This window comes from Photorhabdus khanii NC19 (assembly GCF_000517265.1).
Taxonomy (GTDB): Bacteria; Pseudomonadota; Gammaproteobacteria; order Enterobacterales; family Enterobacteriaceae; genus Photorhabdus; species Photorhabdus khanii.
This window is the reverse complement of sequence record NZ_AYSJ01000002.1, coordinates 1,005,417-1,027,001: the sequence shown is the minus strand read 5'-3', so window position 1 is coordinate 1,027,001 and position 21,585 is coordinate 1,005,417. Positions and strand designations below refer to the sequence as shown.

Here is a 21,585-nt window from a genome sequence, read left to right as displayed (position 1 = left end):
CACCTTCAACCTACTATTAACCTATGAACCGCATGATGGCGCTTTCAAGACGAACCAAACCTTCATCAATATCAGCAAATTCGATGTTTAATGCCGGCGCAAAGCGCAATACATCCGGGCCGGCAATCAAGGCAATTAATCCTTCCTCTGCGGCTATATTGGTTAACTGCTTCGCCTTACCCTGCCAGGCTTGATTCAATTCAGCGCCCAAAAGTAGCCCTTTGCCCCGCAAACAGCTAAATAATTGATAACGCTGATTCAGTTCCGATAACTTATCCATGAAATATTCATGGCGCTGCTGAACTCCGGTGAGAAGCTCTGTCTGATTAACAATTGAAAGCACCTTATTGGCAACGGCTGCTGCCAGCGGATTACCACCAAACGTCGTGCCGTGTGTTCCCGGTTGAAAAACCTCTGCAATAGGTTGTTTTGTCAACATGGCACCGATAGGGAAGCCCCCTCCGAGACCTTTAGCACTGGTAAGAATATCAGGCTCGACACCATATTCCTGATAAGCATAAAGATATCCGGTACGGCCCACTCCAGTCTGAATTTCATCAAAAATGAGCAGCGCTTGAAAACGATCACATAACGTACGCAATCCCTTCAAAAATGCAGGATCAGCAGGAATAACGCCACCTTCACCGATAATCGGCTCAACAATAACCGCACAGGTATGCTCAGAAATGCGTTCTCTGATCGCAGACAAATCGTTATAAGGAAGATGAGTAATTTCTTGAGGCAGAGGAGCATAATCTTGTGAATATTTTGGTTGCCCTCCTACCGTAACAGTAAATAATGTCCTGCCATGAAAAGAATCGTTAAATGAGATAATCTCGTTTTTATTTTTTCCATATTTATCAGCAGCATATTTTCTGGCTAATTTTAATGCCGCCTCGTTAGCTTCTGCCCCTGAATTACAGAAAAACACTTTATCAGCAAAAGTATTTTCCACGAGTTTCTTTGCTAATTTCAGCACGGGCTCATTGGTGTAACCATTTCCTATATGCCATATTTTCTCAATCTGAGAAATTAACTCATCTTTTAATTCCGGATGGGCGTGCCCTAATGAATTCACCGCAATTCCACCAGCAAGATCAATATATTCCTTGCCATCCTGATCCCATACTCTCGAACCTTTAGCCCGAACAGGTATGAACTTAGCCGGAGAAAAACAAGGTACCATATAGTGATCAAACCAACTTCTCTGAATATTTTCTAACATAGATCATTTCCCCTTAAAATAGAGAGTATTCGGACGAGATAAAACAATATGCTCCGCATCATTTTTCATCTCATACTTACACAAATTATTAATGAATGCTGAGGTAATAAGGTTGACTAAGTTGAAACCTAAAAAGCCTTAAAAATAATAAAATTACAGGATTTCGTTAATATTATGCTTATTAATCCTCATCACTATTTTCGAAAAATAGTTGCTCAGCCATTGGACAGATACTGTTGCTCATGCTTAACAAAGTCAACACAAGTCATAAACAAAAAAAATACTTTTTGATCTCGTTCAAAATTCCAAGAAGTATTTTTATGCACGACTTATGCACTAATTATGAATAAACAAAGAATAAATGATGAATAAATTAAACCTGCTACCTATAGATGAGAAAAATAAATAAATAATTATTCATTAATAACGCCAGAAACTTATCTATTTAAATGTCAAATAAAATTTGACGGAATTTAATTTGCAAAAACCGGGGTAAATCTATCGTCAAAATAACAAAATAAGTGAACAATCTGACTATAACTTAATACAAAATTAACTATCTTGACAAGAAGATTAGCGATGTCTGAACTTTGTTAGATTTCAAGCAATAACAACATCACTACCTGATCAGATTATTTGTAAAAAATTGATCACGTCCAACCTTATCCTAATGATTTACTTGGGTAGAGAAACAGATAAGAGGCTACCCGAAGAGAATTATTTATGGGAGTAATTTCTTTCCTTATTCTGTTTAACAGAGAAACAATCCGGTATAAACAATGTATACCGGATTATCACACCAACGTTAAATTATTAAATATTTCTTAATATATTAGTATTATAGCGCCTCCCCATCACTACTGATTGCCAGCGCCACATTCAAAGCCTGAGCTAAAGCGGCTTTATTTTCATTATCTTCCAATAAACTAAAATGGTTACCCGGAGTAGCAATCAACTGAAGTGAAGTATCAGGCATTACTCGCTCCCAACCTAACGACGGTTCTATGTTCACGGACTCTGGCTTTTCATCCGCCGCAAAAGAAACAGCAGGAGAAGGTTCTACCGCATAGAACTGATGCAGCGTTATTGCTAATGCTGACGGCTTATAATCCGCAACGATTTGTCCATAACCCGCGATTTGTTCCCAACGTTTTGCGATCACATCAGCACGCGGACTTGCCGGATATAACGCCAATGCTTGTGCCGCTTCAATAACCTGCACCAAATTCAACTCATCAATTTGCCGGTACAACGCCGCAATCTCTTCTTTGTATTCCTCCCCTAATTGCCGGGCCAGCTCAATAAAGAAATGGTATTTGGGCTGCATAACCTCTTTGCCAAAATAATGCGGTGCCGGCGTATCGATTAACCCCAGGAAATTAATCCGCTCGCCAGCACTCAAAAGCCGCTGGACAATGGCATAAGCCAATATCCCACCGGAAGAGTAGCCACTTATCCGATACGGGCCTACGGGTTGTACCGCTTTCATCAAGGTGATCATTCTGGCAGCCTGCTCTTCCATCGTTGACATCGGTTCTTCATGAATAGACGGCCAGGGCAGCGCATAAATCGGGTAGCCCGACGGGATATGTTGAGCCAGTCCGAAAACATAGGAATAGTCACCCATACCACTGGGAACAAAGAACAATGGCAGCCCTATTCCGTCAGGTCGCACCGATATAGCCTCGCTTTGTAGCAGAGACAGTAAATCCGAGGTGATTTTCGATGCCAATTCAGATAACACCGGGAATTGGAACAAAGCATTCAATGTAAAAATCAAACCCCGACCGGCGGCAAGATTCATCATTCGCATAGCAAGCAATGAGTGGCCGCCCAACGCGAAGAAATTGTCATACCGGCTAACCTGCTCAATCCCCAGCAATTCACTCCAAATCGCGGCTAATACGGTTTCCGTTTCGCCTTGTGGCGCTTCATAAGCCTGATGAGCAAACGCTTCATTGTCCGGCTCCGGTAACGCACGACGATCCAACTTACCGTTTGGCGTCAATGGAAACGCCTCCAGACGCACAAAGGCTGACGGCAGCATATAGTCCGGTAAAATGGCACTCAGGTGGGTACGCAGGCTATTCGCCAGCCCCTCATCCGCTTCCGCCACCACATAAGCAACCAGCCGTTTGTCCTGCCCCTCACCCTGCGCCAGTACTACAGATTTACTGACCGCAGGATGCTCCACCAACCGGGCCTCAATTTCACCCGGTTCAACCCGGAAGCCACGAATTTTCACCTGCTGGTCGTTGCGACCCAGGAATTCCAGGTTGCCATCCGGCAAGTAGCGAACCAAATCCCCAGTACGGTACATCCGGGCCTCTGGGTTATCATTAAACGGATCAGTAAGGAAGCATTCAGCGGTCAGCTCAGGACGATTGAGATAGCCCCGTGCTACACCGGCCCCGCCAACATACAATTCCCCTACTGCTCCTAGCGGTATTGGTTGACCTTGAGCATCCAGCAGATAAACACGCGTATTCGGCAGAGGACGACCAATAATATTAGCCTGCCCCATCTCCTTGTTTAGGCAGGATGTCGTCGTGGTAATCGTGGCTTCTGTAGGACCGTAGCAATTAACAAGAACCGGGTATTCACCGTGAGCCGATAGCCAACGTTGTAACTCATGATCAAGTATCGCTTCCCCACCAATGCAAATAATCCTTAAGCCCTGATAGATATCGCCTTCATTAACATTCGATATTATCCGCCAGAATTGGGCAGGTATTGCAATGTAAGTAATTTGATAAGACTCACACAGACGCCAGAACTCCTGCGCACTCAGGAGCCACTGATTTGTTCTCAGAACTAATTGTGCCCCCAGTGTTATTGCGCAAAATATTTCTGATGCGCAAACGTCAAAAGAAGGGTTGCAAAATTGTAATATACGGTCAGAGGCACTAAGCGACCACTTCATGTTCAGCGAAGTAATTTGACTGACCAGTTGCCTATGTTCAACCATAACGCCCTTTGGTGTGCCGGTCGAACCGGAGGTGTAAATCACATACGCCAGATGTCGTGAAGTCAATTCAGGTATCTGTGGATTGCTGTCTGGCTGATCAAGCAAGGTATTCGGATCAAGCACTGCCAGCCCGGTAAGCACATTCTCGCCCAAAGCAGTACGCCCAACAGTATCAGCCAGTAAAATAACCGGTGAAACATCGACCAAAATATGCGTCAGTCGTTCGCCCGGATAATCCGGATCAAGTGGCACATAAGCCGCGCCCGCTTTCAGCACCGCCAATAGTCCCACTACCATTGCCGGTGAACGTGCCACGCAAATCGCCACCCGCTGGTCCGGTTTTACACCTAGCGCAATTAGCTGATGGGCTAACCGATTAGCGCGGGCATTTAATTCAGCATAACTGAAGGTTTGCGTTTCATACACTAACGCGGTCGCGTCAGGGGTTTTCTCCACCTGTTGTTCAAATAATTGATGTATACACCACGGGTCAAGATATGCTGCTGTTTCCGTGGCGTTCCAAGTTTTCAGCATCAACGTACTTTCAATTTCAGGTAGGATGTTCAATGTCCGTACCGGCGTTTCCGGGGTCTGTTCCAATGCCTCCACCAAGCTCTCCAATGCCTGTTGCATATAGCCGCATACCCGTTCAGGCTCAAACGGCTGGATCACTTGAGCCGTCAGCCCTAGAGCATCACCAAAATCTTCCACCGACAAGGCAAACGGATAGTTGGTAAATTCCTGTGCCCCAAGGAATTCAATCCCGTCCATCGTTTCATCCAAAGGATCTGGTTGCTCATTATGCCGGTAGTTCAACAGGGCGCTAAACAGTGGAACACCATCCTGCACACCACTGCAACGCTGGGCCAGCGCCAGTGAGGCATGCTCATGTTCCAACAATCCGGCCAACCGATTATGCGCCGCCTGTACACTATCACGCACCGGGGTATCATCGATATCCAGCCGCAACGGCAAAGTATTGATAAACAACCCCATACCACTGTCAACCCCTTTCCCTACCGCCATGCGTCCAAATATTACGGTACCAAACACCACCTGTTCCTGTCCGCTGGTACGCGACAACACCTGCGCCCAAGCCAGATGACATAAAGCCGCCAGACTCACCCCCAAACGCCGAGCTTGACTGCGTAGACGATCATTCAGCTCAGGTGCCAACATCCGCTGCGATTCCGTCACTTGGGAGCCATCACGATGCACCTCCGTCAATCCGAACGGTAATGTGGGTTCATCCACCTCCGCCAGCATTTCGGTAAAGAAACGGATATGCGCTTCCTGATTCACCCCCAGCCGGGCCTCAGCCACCAGATTACGGAACGATACTGGAGCAGGTAGACTCTCCTGCTGTCCGTCCAGATAAGCTTGTACTTCACGGTTCATCACGTCCAGCGTGGTATGGTCGCCAATCAGATGATGCAGCAATTGCAGAACAATCCAACGGCCATCCCTTTCCTGTGCCACCACAAACCGCAATAACGGTGCTTCGCTCAGGTCGAGACGATGGTGACGGGGATCAAAACGCTCAGTCAATTGCCCGCTAACCGGCCCATCAGCCAAATCCAGTGTCAGTTCAGTCACCGATAAGGATGCCTGACGCCAAACCACTTGGGCGGGCACTGAAAGCCCTTGCCAGATAAAGGCGGTACGCAGGATATCGTGTCTATTAATCACCTGTTGCACCGCCGCCAGATAACGGTCCAGCAGAGTTCGCTCAGTAAAGACCATCTGGCCGGTTAATAGATACGGGTCCCCTGCGTTTGCCAGTAAATGGTGGAACAAAATACCGTCCTGCAACGGCGACAAGGCATAGATATCCTGAATATTGGCAACCCCGCCCGGCACTTGCCCGACGATGCGATCAATGTCAGTCTGAATCACATCAATCAGCGGTAACATCTCCGGTGTCAACGCCGTAGTTTCCGGGGTGATGACGTTAGACGGTACGATTACAGCCTGATGCTGTCCCAACGTTTGGGCCAGATCTGACAGTACCGGAGACTGGAACAGATCACGCGCCGCCAGTGTCAACCCCCAGTGACGCAGGCGTTCAATCATGCGTACAGCGAGCAATGAATGGCCACCCAGTGCAAAAAAACTGTCATACCGGCTGACCTGTTCCATTCCCAGTAATTCACGCCAAATCGCCGCTAGCGCCATTTCCGTTTCGCCTTGTGGCGCTGAGTAAACCTGACGGGCAACAGCTTCACTATCCGGTGCGGGTAACGCCCGACGATCCAGCTTACCGTTCGATGTCAACGGAAACGCCTCCAGACGCACAAAGGCTGACGGCACCATATAGTCAGGCAAAATTTTACTCAGGTGATCACGCAAACTATTCACCAACCCATCATCCACAGGTGCCACCACATAGGCCACCAGCCGTTTGTCCAGCCCATCCCCTAACGCCAGCACAGCCGCCTCACGCACCGCCGGATGCTCTACCAGACGCGCCTCGATTTCTCCCGGTTCAATTCGGAAGCCCCGGATTTTAACCTGCTGGTCATTACGGCCCAGGAATTCCAGATTACCGTCCGGCAGATAACGAGCCAAATCCCCAGAGCGGTACATACGTGCCTCCGGGTCATCACTGAACGGATCGACAAGGAAACGTTCGGCGGTTAACTCAGGGCGATTGAAATAACCTTGGGCTACCCCATCGCCACCGACATAAATCTCACCGATCACACCTGACGGTACCGGCTGACCATACGCATCCAACAAATAAACTCGCGTGTTGGCTATCGGCCGACCAATAGGGATTCGGGTTGCTCCCTGTGGTAACGCCTCGATAGGATACATAGTGGTAAAGGTGGTTCCCTCACTCGGGCCATAAGCCTGCAATAATTGTTGTGGCGGACGATTATCCAAAACCTGAGCAATCACCTGTAAATCGGGGATGTCTCCCCCGAAAATCAGGATTTTAATTTGCGGGAGAATGGGAGATAACTCTGCCGCCAGTCGGTTAAACAACCCGATAGTCAACCACAGAACCGTGATGCGGTGAGCCTGTAAAGCCAGAGCTAACTCCGGTGGTGTCAACAACGTGGCGTGGTCAATAACTACTAAAGCACCACCGTTAAGCAACGGTGCCCAGACTTCAAACGTGCTGGCATCGAAAGCGGGATTAGCTGTAAAGGCAACCCGATCCTCCGGTCCGATGTTGGCATAACCATTATTGATGACCAGCCGGACCATAGCACGATGCGGCACCAAAACCCCTTTGGGTGTGCCGGTAGAACCGGAGGTATACATGATATACGCCAATTCTGTACTGGAACGCGGCAAATCAGGGTTGATACGATCTTGCTCTCTGTTCGCATTTTTCTCATCCGAGAGACGCAACAGCGGAATAGTCAAGTTAGCTGGAATATCAGTCCGTGCATCGGTAAGCAGCAACCGGGCGGAACAATCACTTATTAGCCAATGTTTCCGTTCATCCGGCATACTGGGATCAACTGGCACGTAAACAGCGCCAGCTTTGAGGATAGCCAATTGGGCCACCACCAGTTCCATCGATCGTTCTAACAGGATCGCAACATGGTCATCCGGACGAATCCCCTGTTCGATTAGCTGATGAGCCAATCGGTTAGCACACGTATTCAGTTCCGTATAACTTAGGGTTTTATCTCCCGCTATCAGCGCCATAGCCGCTGGAGTTTTCTCCACCTGCTGCTCAAACAATTGATGAATACATAACGCATCAGGATAGGCGGTTTCCGTGGCATTCCAGGTCTCCAGCAACAACGTGCGTTCCGTTTCAGGCAGGATGTTCAAGGCCCGTATCGGTGTCTCCGGGGTTTGCTCCAACGCTTCTACCAAACTCTCCAGCGCCTGTTGCATATAATCGCACAAGCTTTCCGGATCAAACGGTTGCACGACCTGAGCCGTCAGCCCCAGAGATTCACCAAAATCCTCCACCGACAGCACAAATGGGTAGTTGGTTCGCTCCTGTCCGCCAAGAAATTCAATACCGTTGATCAGTTCATCTGACGTTGCCGACAAAGCATTATGCCGATAGTTCAACAGCGCACTAAAGAGTGGCGTACCGCTGGCAATCCCACTGCACTGCTGAGCCAGTACTAGTGAAGCATGCTCATGTGCTAATAATCCGGCGAGTCGGGTATGGGCAGCTTGCACACTGTCCCGTACTGGGGTCTCATCGATATCCAGCCGCAACGGCAAGGTATTGATAAACAACCCCATACCATTGTCAGCACCATTTCCCGCCTGCATACGCCCAAACAGCACCGTACCAAACACCACTTTCTCCTGACCACTGGTACAGGATAATACCTGTGCCCAAGCCAGATGACACAGCGCCGCCAGACTGACACCCAGATGCCGGGCCCGATTACGCAAACGGTCATTCAGTGTACTTGTCAGCATCCGATGGGATTCCGTCACCTGCGAACCATCACGATGCACCTCCGTCAATCCGAACGGCAGCGTCGGTTCACCCACCTCCGCCAGCATCTCGGTAAAGAAGCGGGTATGTTCTTCCTGACTGACACCCAACCGGGCCTGCGCCACCAAATTGCGGAAAGGAGCCGGCGCAGGCAAGCTCTCCTCCTGACCCGTTAGATACGCTTGCACTTCGCGATGCATCACTTCCATCGTTTCATGGTCACCGATCAAGTGATGATGCAATTCCAGTAACAACCAGCGACCATCAGTTTCCTGCGCGATAACAAAACGCAATAGCGGCGCCTGACTCAGGTCGAGACGATACTGAGCGGGATCAAAACGCCGAGTTAACTGGTCACTAACCGAACCGTCAGCCGGGTTTAGCGTCAATTCCGTCACTGACAATGGGGCCTGACGCCAAACCACCTGTGCCGGCACTGACAATCCTTGCCAGATAAAGGCAGTACGTAAGATATCGTGCCGATCAATGGTCCGTTGAATCGCCACCAAATAACGATCCAACAGCGCCCGGTCAGCAAAAACCATCTGGCTGATTAACAGATACGGATCACCTTCATTCTCCAGCAGATGGTGGAACAAAATGCCATCCTGCAACGGTGACAGCGCATAGATATCCTGAATATTCGCCATCCCGCCCGGTACCTGTCCGACGATGTAGTCAATGTCAGGCTGAGTCAAATCAATCAGCGGCAACATCTCCGGTGTCAGTACCGTCGTATCCGGTATAATACGGTTGTCGGGCACCTGGATTTCATCATGCTGAACCAGAGATTGTGCCAAAACACAGAGTGTTGGATGTTGAAATAGCGTTTGTACCGATACGCCAAGACCGACACGCCGCAATCGTTCAATCATGCGCACGGCGAGCAGTGAATGGCCGCCCAACGCAAAGAAGCTGTCATGTCGACTAATCTGCTCAACGTCCAGTAATTCACACCAGACAGCCGCCAGCATCGTTTCTCTCTTCCCTTGTGGGGCTTCATAGACCTGACGGGCAAACGCCGCTTCCCCCGGCGCTGGCAACGCCCGGCGATCCAGCTTGCCATTCGGCGTCTGCGGGAAGCTATCCAGCCGCACAAAGGCCGCCGGTATCATATAGTCAGGTAAAACGGCACACAGGTGTTCACGTAAACCGGCAGTCAATCCCTCATGCGCTTGTGCCGCCACATAGGCAACCAGCCGTTTGCCCAGTTCATCATCCAGCGCCAACACCGCCGCCTCTTGCACCGCCGGGTGTTCCACCAGCCGGGTTTCAATTTCCCCTAGCTCAACCCGGAAGCCGCGAATTTTAACCTGTTGGTCGTTACGCCCCAGGAATTCCAGTTCACCGTCCGGCAGATAACGAGCCAAATCCCCGGTACGATACATCCGTGCATCAGACACCGGATTAAAGGGATCGGGTATAAAACGTTCCTCGCTCAATGTCAGCCGGTTCAGATAACCCCGTGCCACCCCCACGCCACCAATATACATTTCGCCTACGCAGCCCAATGGCACAGGTTGGCCGTGTCTGTCCAGTAAGTAGATGCGAGTATTCCTAATCGGCCGACCGATAGAACTATCATCTTTTGGCGATAATATTTCTTTACAGGTCGCCGTCACGGTATTTTCCGTCGGACCATAAGCGTTCAATAGCTGAGGTCGGTGGCCTTCCTGTCTAAACCAGTTCTGAATGGCGTTCTTTTTGACCGCCTCACTGCCAATGATGATAAGTCTGAGACACTCCGGCAGCGGTAATCCATTGTCTCTGGCCGCCAGTTCAGACCAGAATAAGGTCGGCAGAAACATCACCGTGATACGGTTTTGCCGGGCTAAGGCAATAAATTCCGGCATTGAAGCCAGCCAGCTATCATCGCGAATAACCAGTGCGGCACCGTTGCATAACGTCGAGAAACACTCTTCTACTGAAACATCAAACGCAAAAGCAGCAAATTGCAATACCCGGTCTTGTGCCGTAACGGCATAGTGTTCATTCACCCCTAGATGACGCTGATAGACCGCCTGATGTTCTACCATCACCCCTTTCGGCTGCCCGGTTGAACCAGAGGTGTAAATCACATAGGCCAGATGCTGTGGCATCAACGCCAAAACCTGCGGGTTGCTGTCCGGTTGGTCAGGTTGGCTATTCGGGTCAAGTACCGTCAGCCCGGCCAGCGCCTCCTCACCCAATGCAGCCTGTCCAGTCGCATCAGCTAATACCACTGATGGGGCAGTGTCATTCAGGATATACGTCAGACGCTCCGCCGGGTAAGTTGAGTCCAGCGGCACATAAGCTCCTCCGGCTTTCAACACCGCCAGCAACGCCACCACCATCGCTGGTGAGCGTGCCACGCAAATCGCCACCCGTTGCTCCGGGGTTACGCCAAACGCAATCAGTTGATGGGCAAGGCGGTTGGCACAGGCATTTAACTCGGCATAACTAAACGTCTGCTCTTGATACACCAGCGCCGTGGCCTGCGGGGTTTTCTCCACCTGCTGCTCAAACAACTGATGAATGCATAACGCGTCAGGATACGGGCTCTCCGTGGCGTTCCAGGTTTCCAGTAACAACGTGCGTTCGGTTTCAGGCAAGATATTCAGTGCTCGTACCGGTGTCTCTGGGGCCTGCTCAAGAGCCTCGACCAAACTCTCCAGCGCCTGCTGCATATAACTGCACCAGCTTTCCGGATCAAACGGTTGCACCACATGAGCGATCAGCCCTAATGTGGTGCCATCGTCCTCCACCGACATTCCAAAAGGATAGTTAGTGCTCTCCTGTTCGCCCAGAAATTCAATCCCGTCTATCGTTTCATCCAAAGGATCAAACTGATCATTATGTCGATAGTTCATTAGGGCACTAAAAAGTGGCGTGCCGCTGGCAACCCCACTGCATCTCTGAGCCAACGCCAGTGAAGCATGCTCATGTTCCAACAACCCCGCCAGCCGGGTATGTACGGCCTGTACACTATCACGCACTGGCGTATCATCGATATCCAGCCGTAACGGCAGGGTATTGATAAACAGCCCCATACCATTGTCAGCCCCTTCCCCCGCCGCCATACGCCCAAACAACACGGTGCCGAATACCACTTTCTCCTGTCCACTGGTACACGACAGTACCTGTGCCCAGGCCAGATGGCACAACGCCGCCAAACTGACACCCAAACGCCGGGCTTGGCTACGCAGACGGTCATTCAAGTTGGTTGTCAGCATCCGGTGGGATGCTATCTCCTGAGATCCATCACGATGCACATCCGCCAGCCCGAACGGCAGCGTGGGCTCATCCACCTCCGCCAACATGTCAGTAAAGAAACGGATATGCGCATCCTGACTCACCCCTAGCCGGGCTTGAGCCACCAAATTGCGGAAAGGAACCGGGTCAGGCAGGCTATTCCCTTGCCCGGCAAGGTACGCCTGCACTTCACGATTCATCACTTTCATGGTGGTATGGTCACCAATCAAGTGATGTTGCAATTCCAGTAACAACCAGCGGCCATTGGTCTCCTGCACCACCACAAAACGTAACAGCGGTGCCTGAGCCAAATCGAGACGATAATGACGGGGATCAAAACGTCGAGCCAGTTGATCGCTAACCGGCCCATCAACCGGGTCCAGCGTCAATTCAGTCACTAATAAGGATGCTTGACGCCAGACTACCTGTGCCGGCATTGACAATCCTTGCCAGATAAAGGCGGTGCGCAGAATATCGTGGCGATCAATCACCTGTTGCACCGCCGCTAAATAACGATCTAGCAAAGACCGGTCAGCAAAAGCCATCTGACTGACCACCAGATAGGGATCCCCTTCGTTTGCCAGTAAGTGGTGGAACAAAATGCCGTCCTGCAACGGCGACAGGGCATAGATATCCTGAATATTGGCTATTCCACCCGGTACCTGCCCGACGATACGGTCAATCTCAGCCTGAATCAGATCAATCAGCGGCAACATCTCTGGAGTGATTTTCGTCGTCGCTGACGTAATCACATTCGGTGGCACCACCATAACCGGGTGCTGCCCCAGGGTTTGCGCCAATTCAAACAACACTGGCGACTGGAACAGGTCACGCACCGCCAGCGTCAACCCCAAGTGACGCAGGTGTTCAACCATCCGTACAGCGAGCAGCGAGTGGCCGCCCAAAGCAAAAAAGCTGTCATACCGGCTAACTTGTTCGATCCCCAGTAATTCACGCCAAATCGCCGCCAATGCCATTTCGGTTTCGCCTTGCGGCGCAGCATAAACCTGACGAGCCAAAGCCTCATTGTCCGGTGCCGGCAATGCCCGGCGATCCAACTTACCGTTCGGGGTCAACGGAAATATATCCAGACGCACAAAGGCTGTCGGTACCATGTAATCCGGTAAAATAGCACTCAGGTGATCACGCAGGCTAATCGCCAGCCCCTCATGGGCTTCCGCCACCACATAGGCCACCAGCCGTTTATCCGGCCCATCACCCAGCGCCAACACCGCCGCCTCACGCACCGCCGAATGCTCCACCAGACGCGTCTCAATTTCCCCCGGTTCAATGCGGAAGCCACGGATTTTAACCTGCTGGTCATTACGGCCCAGAAATTCCAGATTGCCATCCGGCAGATAACGGGCCAAATCCCCGGTCCGGTACATGCGCGCATCCGGTTGATCACTAAATGGATCTGTCAGGAAACGTTCAGCCGTCTGGTCAGGGCGATTAAGATAGCCACAAGCAACCCCATCTCCCCCCACATAAATCTCACCAACCGCACCTGACGGTACCGGCAGACCGTAAGCATCCAGCAGATAAATACGTGTATTGGCTATCGGTCGGCCAATGGGGATCCGGGTCACTCCCTGCGCTAATGCCACGATAGGATACATAGTGGTAAAAGTGGTTCCCTCACTCGGACCATAAGCTTGTAATAATTGTTGTGGCGGGCGATTATTCAGGACCTGAGCAATCACCTGTAAATCGGGGATATCTCCCCCGAAAATCAGGATCTTAATCTGCGGAAGAACCGAGGATAACTCTGCCGCCAGCCGGTTAAATAACCCAATCGTCAGCCACAGCACTGTGATGTGATGAGCCTGTAAAACCCGGACTAACTCCGGCGGCGTTAATAACGTGGCGCGGTCAATAACCACTAATGCCCCGCCATTGAGCAACGGTGCCCAGACTTCAAATGTACTGGCATCGAAAGCCGGATTAGCCGTAAAAGCAACTCGGTCATCTTGGTCGATTTCAGCATAGCCGTTATTGATGACCAGCCGAACCACAGCACGATGCGGTACCAGCACCCCTTTGGGTGTACCGGTCGAACCGGAGGTGTACATGATATACGCTAAATCGGCGCTGGAATGCGGTAAATCGGGGTTAAGGCAATCTTCCTCTTTGCTTGTGTCTGTCTCATCCGAGAAACGAAGCAGCGGAACAGCCAAGTTAGCCGGAATATCCGCCTGTATATCGGTGAGCAACAACCGAGCGGAACAATCATTTATCAACCCGTTTTTCCGCTCATCCGGCACACTGGGATCAACCGGCACGTAAACGGCGCCAGCTTTAAGAATCGCCAACTGAGCCACCACCAGTTCTATCGATCGCTCTAACAGGAGCGCAATATGATCACCGGGATAAACCCCTTGTTCGATTAACTGATAAGCCAGCCGGTTAGCTCGCGTATTCAGCTCCGTATAGCTTAGCGTTTTATCTCCGGCTATCAGCGCCGTCGCCGCTGGGGTCTTCTCCACCTGTTGTTCAAACAACTGATGGACACATAGCTGATCAGGATAGACGGTTTCCGTGGCGTTCCAGGTTTCCAGCAACAAGGTACGCTCCGCTTCCGGCAGGATGTCCAATCCCCGAACGGGCATTTCTGGAGCTTGCTCCAGCGCTTCCACCAGACTCCCCAGTGCCTGTTGCATATAACCGCATAGGCTTTCCGGATCAAACGGTTGCACTACCTGAGCCGTCAGCCCCAGAGTAGAACCCCCATCCTCTACCGACAGCACAAACGGATAGTTAGTTCGCTCCTGTTCGCCCAAGAATTCAATCCCGGCCATTGTTTCATCCAAAGGATCTGGTTGCTCATTATGGCGATAGTTCAACAGGGCACTAAAGAGTGGCACACCGCTGTCAACCCCACTGCATCGTTGAGCCAACGCCAACGGAGCATGCTCATGCTCCAACAATTCAGCCAGTCGCAGATGTGCCTCCCGCACACTATCTCGTACCGGGGTCTCATCCATATCCAGCCGCAGCGGCAGGGTATTGATAAACAACCCCATTCCTTCCCCCACGGCCATGCGCCCAAACAGGACGGTACCAAACACCACTTTCTCTTGTCCGCTGGTACGCGATAACACCTGCGCCCAGGCCAGATGACACAACGCCGCCAGACTGACGCCCAAACGCCGAGCTTGACTGCGCAGACGGTCATTTAGCTCAGGAACCAACATCCGATGAGATTCGGTCTTCTGAGATCCATCACGATGCACGCCCGTCAGCCCAAACGGCAACGTTGGTTCATCCACTGCCGCCAACATATCAGTGAAGAAGCGGGTATGCGCTGCCTGACTTACCCCCAACCGGGCCTCAGCCACCAGATTACGGAACGGCACCGGAGCAGGTAGGCACTCCTCCTGTCCGGCAAAATAAGCCTGCACTTCATGGTGCATCACTTCCATCGTTTCATGGTCACCGATCAAGTGATGCTGTAATTCCAGTAAAAACCAGCGGCCATCGGTTTCCTGAGCGATAACAAAATGCAGTAGCGGCGCCTGACTCAAGTCAAGACGATACCAAGCAGGATCAAAACGCCGGGTTAACTGGTCAATCACTGGACCGTCAGCTGGATCCAGCGTCAGTTCCGTCACGGGCAACCGTGCCCGACACCAGACCACCTGCGCCGGCACGGATAATCCTTGCCAGATAAACGCCGTCCGCAGGATGTCATGGCGATCAACCACCTGTTGCACCGCCGCCAGATAACGGTCCAGCAAAGACCGATTAGCAAAAGCCACCGGATAGAGCACCAGATAGGGGTCACCTTCCTGTTCCAACAGGTGGTGGAACAGGATACCGTCCTGTAACGGCGACAACGCATAGATATCCTGAATATTCGTTATCCCACCCGGAACCTGCTCAACGATGCGGTCAATGTCAGTCTGAACCAAATCAATCAGCGGCAACATCGCCGGCGTCAGCGCCGTGGTGGCTGGAGTGATGACGTTAAGCGGGACTATCACAGCCTGATGCTGTCCCAACGTTTGAGCCAATGCTGACAGCACCGGCGACTGGAACAGATCACGTGCCGTCAGTGTCAAACCCAGGTGGCGCAAGCGCTCAATCATCTGTACGCCGAGTAGGGAATGACCGCCCAACGCAAAGAAACTGTCATGCCGGCTGATGTATTCAATGCCCAATAGTTCACGCCAGATGTCCGCCAGAGTGATCTCAGCCTTCCCTTGTGGCGCTTCATAAACCTGACGGGCAAAATCGTTTTCCCCGGGCGCAGGCAACGCCCGACGATCCAGCTTGCCGCTCGGGGTCTGCGGGAAGGTATCCAGCCGCACAAAGGCCGCCGGCACCATATAGTCAGGCAAAATGGCACTCAGGTATTCACGCAAATCAGCCACCAATCGCTCATTCGCTTCCGCCTCCACATAAGCCACCAGCCGTTTGCCCTGATCGCCATCCAGTGCCAACACCGCCGCCTCTCGTACCGCCGGGTGTTCCGTCAGTCGGGTTTCAATTTCCCCCAGTTCAATCCGAAAACCGCGAATTTTAACCTGCTCATCGTTACGGCCCAGAAATTCCAGGTCACCGTCCGGCAGGTAGCGGGCTAAATCCCCAGAGCGATACATCCGTTCACCAGATAGCGGACTAAAAGTATCCAACATAAAACGTTCCACACTCAACGCCGGCCGGTTCAGATAACCTCGTGCCACACCCACGCCACCAATATACATCTCGCCCACGCCACCTACCGGTACCAGTTCGCCATATTTGTCCAGCAGGTAGATACGGGCATTTTTAGCCGGTCTGCCGATAGAATGGGCATCCTCCGGCGATAACACGTCTTTATAGGTCACCGTCACGGTGTTTTCCGTCGGGCCATAACCATTCAACAACCGAGGCCGGTGGCCGGCTTGTCTAAACCAGTCCTGAATGGCACTCTTTTTGACCGCCTCACCCCCAATGATGATGAGCCGGAGACAATCCGGCAGCGGTAATCCTGAATCTCTGGCCGCCAGTTCAGACCAGAATAAAGTCGGCAGTGACATCACCGTAATACGATATTGTCGGGTTAAAGCAACAAATTCTGGTATCGACGCCAGCCAGCTATCATCCCGGATAACCAGTGTGGCCCCGTTGCATAATGACGAGAAGAAATCTTCCATTGAAACATCAAACGCAAACGCGGCAAATTGCAATAGCCGATCTTGTGCAGTGACGGCATAGGTGTCATTAAAACCCAGATAACGTTGATAAATCGCCTGATGTTCCACCATCACCCCTTTCGGCTGTCCGGTTGAGCCGGAGGTGTAAATCACATAGGCCAGATGCTGTGGCGTTAACGCCGGGATCTGCGGATTGCTGTCGGGCTGGTCAAGTTGGATATTCGGATCAAGTACCGTCATGCCTACCAGCGCCTGTTCGCCCAGCGCCGCCCGGCCAGCTTCATCAACCAGTACCACTGACGGGGCACTATCACTCAGAATATACGCCAGACGTTCCCGCGGATAAGTTGAATCCAGCGGCACATAAGCCCCGCCGGCTTTCAGTACCGCCAGCAAAGCCACCACCATTGCCGGTGAGCGTGCCACGCAAATCGCCACCCGCCTATCCGGTGTGACACCTAGCGCCATCAGTTGATGAGCCAGCCGGTTAGCACGGATATTCAATTCCGCATAACTGAGGGTCTGTTCTTGATATTCTAATGCCGTGGCGTGCGGGGCTTGCTCTGCCTGTTGTTCAAACAATTGATGAATACATAATGGGTCAGGATAAGGGGTATCAGTGGCATTCCAGGTTTCCAGTAACAGGGTACGTTCAGCCTCAGATAACAAATTAAGCTGCCAGATAGGAACTTCCTCTCCCTGCCTTTTTGACGCTGCCAGCATCTGTAAATGTTCACCCATGCGCATAACCACTTCTGTGCTCAGGCGATTTTCATCGTAGATCCAACGAAAACCACCCTGCGCATTGATTTGGAGGGTCAGCAATTCGCCGGGCACCGGCTGATCACACGGCCTATCCTCCGCGATGGCAGCAACGGCGATCCGCCATGGCCGGTGGGTTGTCAACGCCGGAATAGCCCACAATGAAGGAGAACGCGAGAGGAAATCTCGACTAAATGTGTGGTGCCGGGCCAACCGGGCCAGCTCGCCATCCAGCCAGTTAGCTACCATATGCCACGGTTTATCAAACGCCACCTCAACGACCATTGGCACCACCGATGCCAGATCTGCCGACGTATCGCTTACGCCATCCACACACCAGCCAATTTGGAATGTAGCCTGCTGAGTCAAACGCGCAAGATAGATAACGAATGCCTGTAACAACGTTCGCAGTGGCTCTTCTTCACCATTTTTTGGCAATGGGGAGTGCCAGTCACTGATTACCCAGCAGGGTTCCGCTTGCTCTCCGGCGGTTTCGAAAGGTAATTGAAGGGGTTCAAAGCAGCAAGGCGTTCATACCAGAATGATTCATTGGAAGTAAACGTCTGGGGAATATTCTTTACATTCTGAGTCGGTGGTAAAGTGTCATTTGCACTGATTATGTTTTCTGATGTTTGAGAGAGGAGTTCAGCGTTAAGAGCACTTCCTGCTTGAGCAATGCTATCTTTCATTTACGACCTCAACGAATCTGTTAGAAATTTGAAAACTGTCATTCCTGACAGCCATCACCCGTATTTTTCTTACTTCTTACCCCCAAGAAATAACCGATATCTCTTCAAAATACGCAAATATTGGATGCCATAGCCCGGTTAATAGCCATATCATTCACAACACTACGATGCTAATTCCCCTGACAGCAAAATAAATAATTCAATGTATGATCTGGAATAAAATATTCCATTTTTGCTCCTGTTTTTTAGATAAATTAGATTAATTCTCTATAACTCCCATTGGCTGATGATAAATTACACAATTAAAGACAAGACAATTCCCTGCATTCATGATGCATATTTAACAAAAATATAACCTCAGGTTCAAAACAATCACATACGATATTATTTTATAACAACAAAAGAGTACCCCTAGTGTAGATGCCATAAGCAAACCCACACCAACTTAAGCACATTGCTTTATAACCATTAAATTCCATTACAAATAGAAATGTTATTTAACCCAGTACCACCCAGAAACAATTATAATTTATAATTAACTCCACAACATATTATTCAATAATAATAAAATAATGTAACAGGAATAATTATCAACCATGTATAATATTGATTTAAAATACAAAAAAACCTGGGAGATCGCTCTTTGATGCGATTTTTCGGACATCCGGCGATATTGACCATTACGAGGTATAAGCAGGAAAAAAATTTAATGTTATTCAGTTCAAAAACACCGACTAACATAGACACTGAGACTATCCGCCACCGTTTTTTCACTCTTATTATCCCAAGTTATTTAAAATAAAAAAATATATATCAAGGGGAGATCATGAAATTAAAGCTGATTAAATCAGCCTACATGACCACCAGAAAACACATTGCCATTATCAAATTTTCGATTATTTTTATCAGAATAAATATTCTCAACAATTACTCTACAACTAAATATATATTCGAGATACCCGTTTAATCAAAAAAACATAATAAAATTAATAATAAAACCCGATTTAGATCACATAATAGAGAATAACAACAATAATAATAACGAACAAATATAATCAAACAGCTTGTTATGAAAATTATCCCTGTCATTATTTTGTTTTACTACAAAAATAATCCGGTATAAACAATATATACCGGATTATCACACCAACATTAAATTATTCAATATTGATTAATTTATCAGTATTGCAGCGCCTCCTCATCACAATACATTGCCAACGCCCTATTCAGAGCCTGAGCTAAAGCGATTCTATGTTCCTTATTCTCCATCAAACTCGCATGGTTACCCGGAACAGCAATCAATTGAAGTAAAGAATCAGGCATTACCCGCCCCCAACCTAACGATGGGTCCATAGTTAAAGGCTTCGGTTCTTCATTCACAACAAAAGGATTAGGAGGGGAAGGCTCCATCGCATAAAACTGATGCAGCGTTACCGCTAATGCCTGCGGCTCATACTCTTTGACTATTTGTATATAATGCTCTCCCTGCTCCCAACGTTTTGCGACTAAATCAGGGCGCAAACTGGCGGGGTATAACGCCAGTTCCTGTGCCGCTTCAATAAATTGCACCAAATTCAGTTCATCAATTCGCCGGTACAATGCCGCAACCTCTTCTGTATGTTCCTCCTCAAGCTGCTTTGCTAACGCATCAAGGAACAGATGGTTAAGTTGCACAGGCTCCTCGCTGACATCATGAGGAGCCGGCGTATCAATCAATCCCAGGAAGTTAACCATTTCCCCAGCATGTAAAAGCCACTGGGCAACGGCATAAGCCAATATGCCGCCGGAAGAGTAACCCGCTATCCGGTACGGACCTGTCGGTTGAACCGCTTTCATCAAGTTGATCATTCTGACCGCCTGTTCTTCCATCGTTGACATCGGTTCTTCACTGATGGACGGCCAGGGCAACGTATAAACCGGATAGTCTGACCGGATATGTTGAGCCAGCCCGTAAACATAGGAATAATCTTCCATTCCACTGGGTACAAAGAACAGTGGCAGCTCCGTTCCACCCGGTCGCACCGGTATGGCACTGGTCTGCGGCTGAGACAGCAAATCTGAGGTGATTTTTGCCGCCAATTCGGACAACACAGGGAATTGGAACAAGGCATTCAAGGTACAAATCAAACCCTGACCAGCGACAAGATTGACCATTCGCATGGCAAGCAGAGAATGACCGCCCAAGGCGAAGAAGTTGTCATGCCGGCTGATCTGTTCAATCCCCAGTAATTCACGCCAAATGTCCGCCAATGCTATTTCTGTTCTCCTCGCGGTGCGGCGTAACCTGACGGGCAACCGCTTTTTCGTCCGGTGCGGGTAATGCCCGGCGATCCAGCTTGCCGTTTCGGGTCAGTGGGAAAGCATCCAGCCTGACAAACGCTGACGGTATCATATATTCAGGTAATCGGGCTGACAGATGCGAACGCAAATGTTGAGCCAGTTCTTCCTCATCATCCGCGACCACATAAGCGACCAGACGCTTATCCTCCCCTTTGCTATAAGTGACCACCAGAGACTCCTGAACTGAAGGGTATTCCATCAGACGCGCCTCTATCTCGCCGGGTTCTATACGGAATCCCCGGATTTTTACCTGCTGATCATTGCGTCCCACATAAATCAGGTTACCATCCGACAAATAACGGGCAAGGTCACCGGTCCGATACATGCGGGCACCCGGAATAGTTGAAAATGGGTCATCCAGAAAACGCTCTGCGGTCAGATCCGGCCGGTTCAGATAACCCCGGGCGACACCCACACCACCGAGATAGAGTTCACCTACCGCACCCCGCGGTACCGGCTGACCCCGCGCATCAAGCAAGTAGATACGGGTATTGTTTATGGGACGGCCGATAGGGATCTCCTCCCNGTGATAATCGGCNGGACAATGCCAGGCCATGACCGCAACGGTGGCTTCGGTTGGGCCATAAATATTAAAGGTGTTATACCTGCCCGCTAATGATTGTAATAACGCAGAACCCAGCGCCTCCCCTGCCAGTATCAAGGTTAAATGCGTTTGTAACGGCGGGAGTTCGTGGGCATTCTGAAGGACGGCAGGCGGCAAAGTCAGATGAGTAATACGTTGTTCATCCAGATAATGCCACAATGCCTGCCTATCATAGCGGACATCGTCTGACAGAATATGANGNGGC

General features: G+C 50.2%; 5 protein-coding genes (1 of these 5 cut by a window edge). All 5 read right to left on the bottom strand.

Annotated features, from left to right (window positions below):
- Positions 1–16: 16 nt before the first annotated feature.
- A complete protein-coding gene (locus PTE_RS04100; RefSeq protein ID WP_036843345.1) occupies positions 17–1,225 on the bottom strand; it encodes an aspartate aminotransferase family protein in 1,209 nt (402 codons plus the stop codon).
- A gap of 838 nt (positions 1,226–2,063) precedes the next feature.
- Positions 2,064–18,185: a non-ribosomal peptide synthetase gene (locus PTE_RS04095; protein WP_422615309.1), complete on the bottom strand. Its 16,122-nt coding sequence runs from the start codon at positions 18,183–18,185 to the stop codon at positions 2,064–2,066.
- 20 nt (positions 18,186–18,205) lie between these two features.
- The gene (locus PTE_RS27160; RefSeq protein ID WP_036843343.1) at positions 18,206–18,436 is read right to left on the bottom strand and encodes a hypothetical protein; all 231 of its coding nucleotides are present in this window, start codon (positions 18,434–18,436) and stop codon (positions 18,206–18,208) included.
- 1,179 nt (positions 18,437–19,615) lie between these two features.
- Complete coding sequence (locus PTE_RS26945) at positions 19,616–20,686, bottom strand: thioesterase domain-containing protein (RefSeq protein ID WP_036843342.1); 1,071 nt, start codon at positions 20,684–20,686, stop codon at positions 19,616–19,618.
- Positions 20,667–21,585 carry part of the coding region annotated (locus tag PTE_RS04080; RefSeq protein WP_036843340.1) for a non-ribosomal peptide synthetase on the bottom strand (this coding region is incomplete at its 5' end). Its footprint extends 14,301 nt past the window's final position, so 919 of the 15,220 annotated nt are shown. The genes PTE_RS04080 and PTE_RS26945, both read right to left, overlap by 20 nt.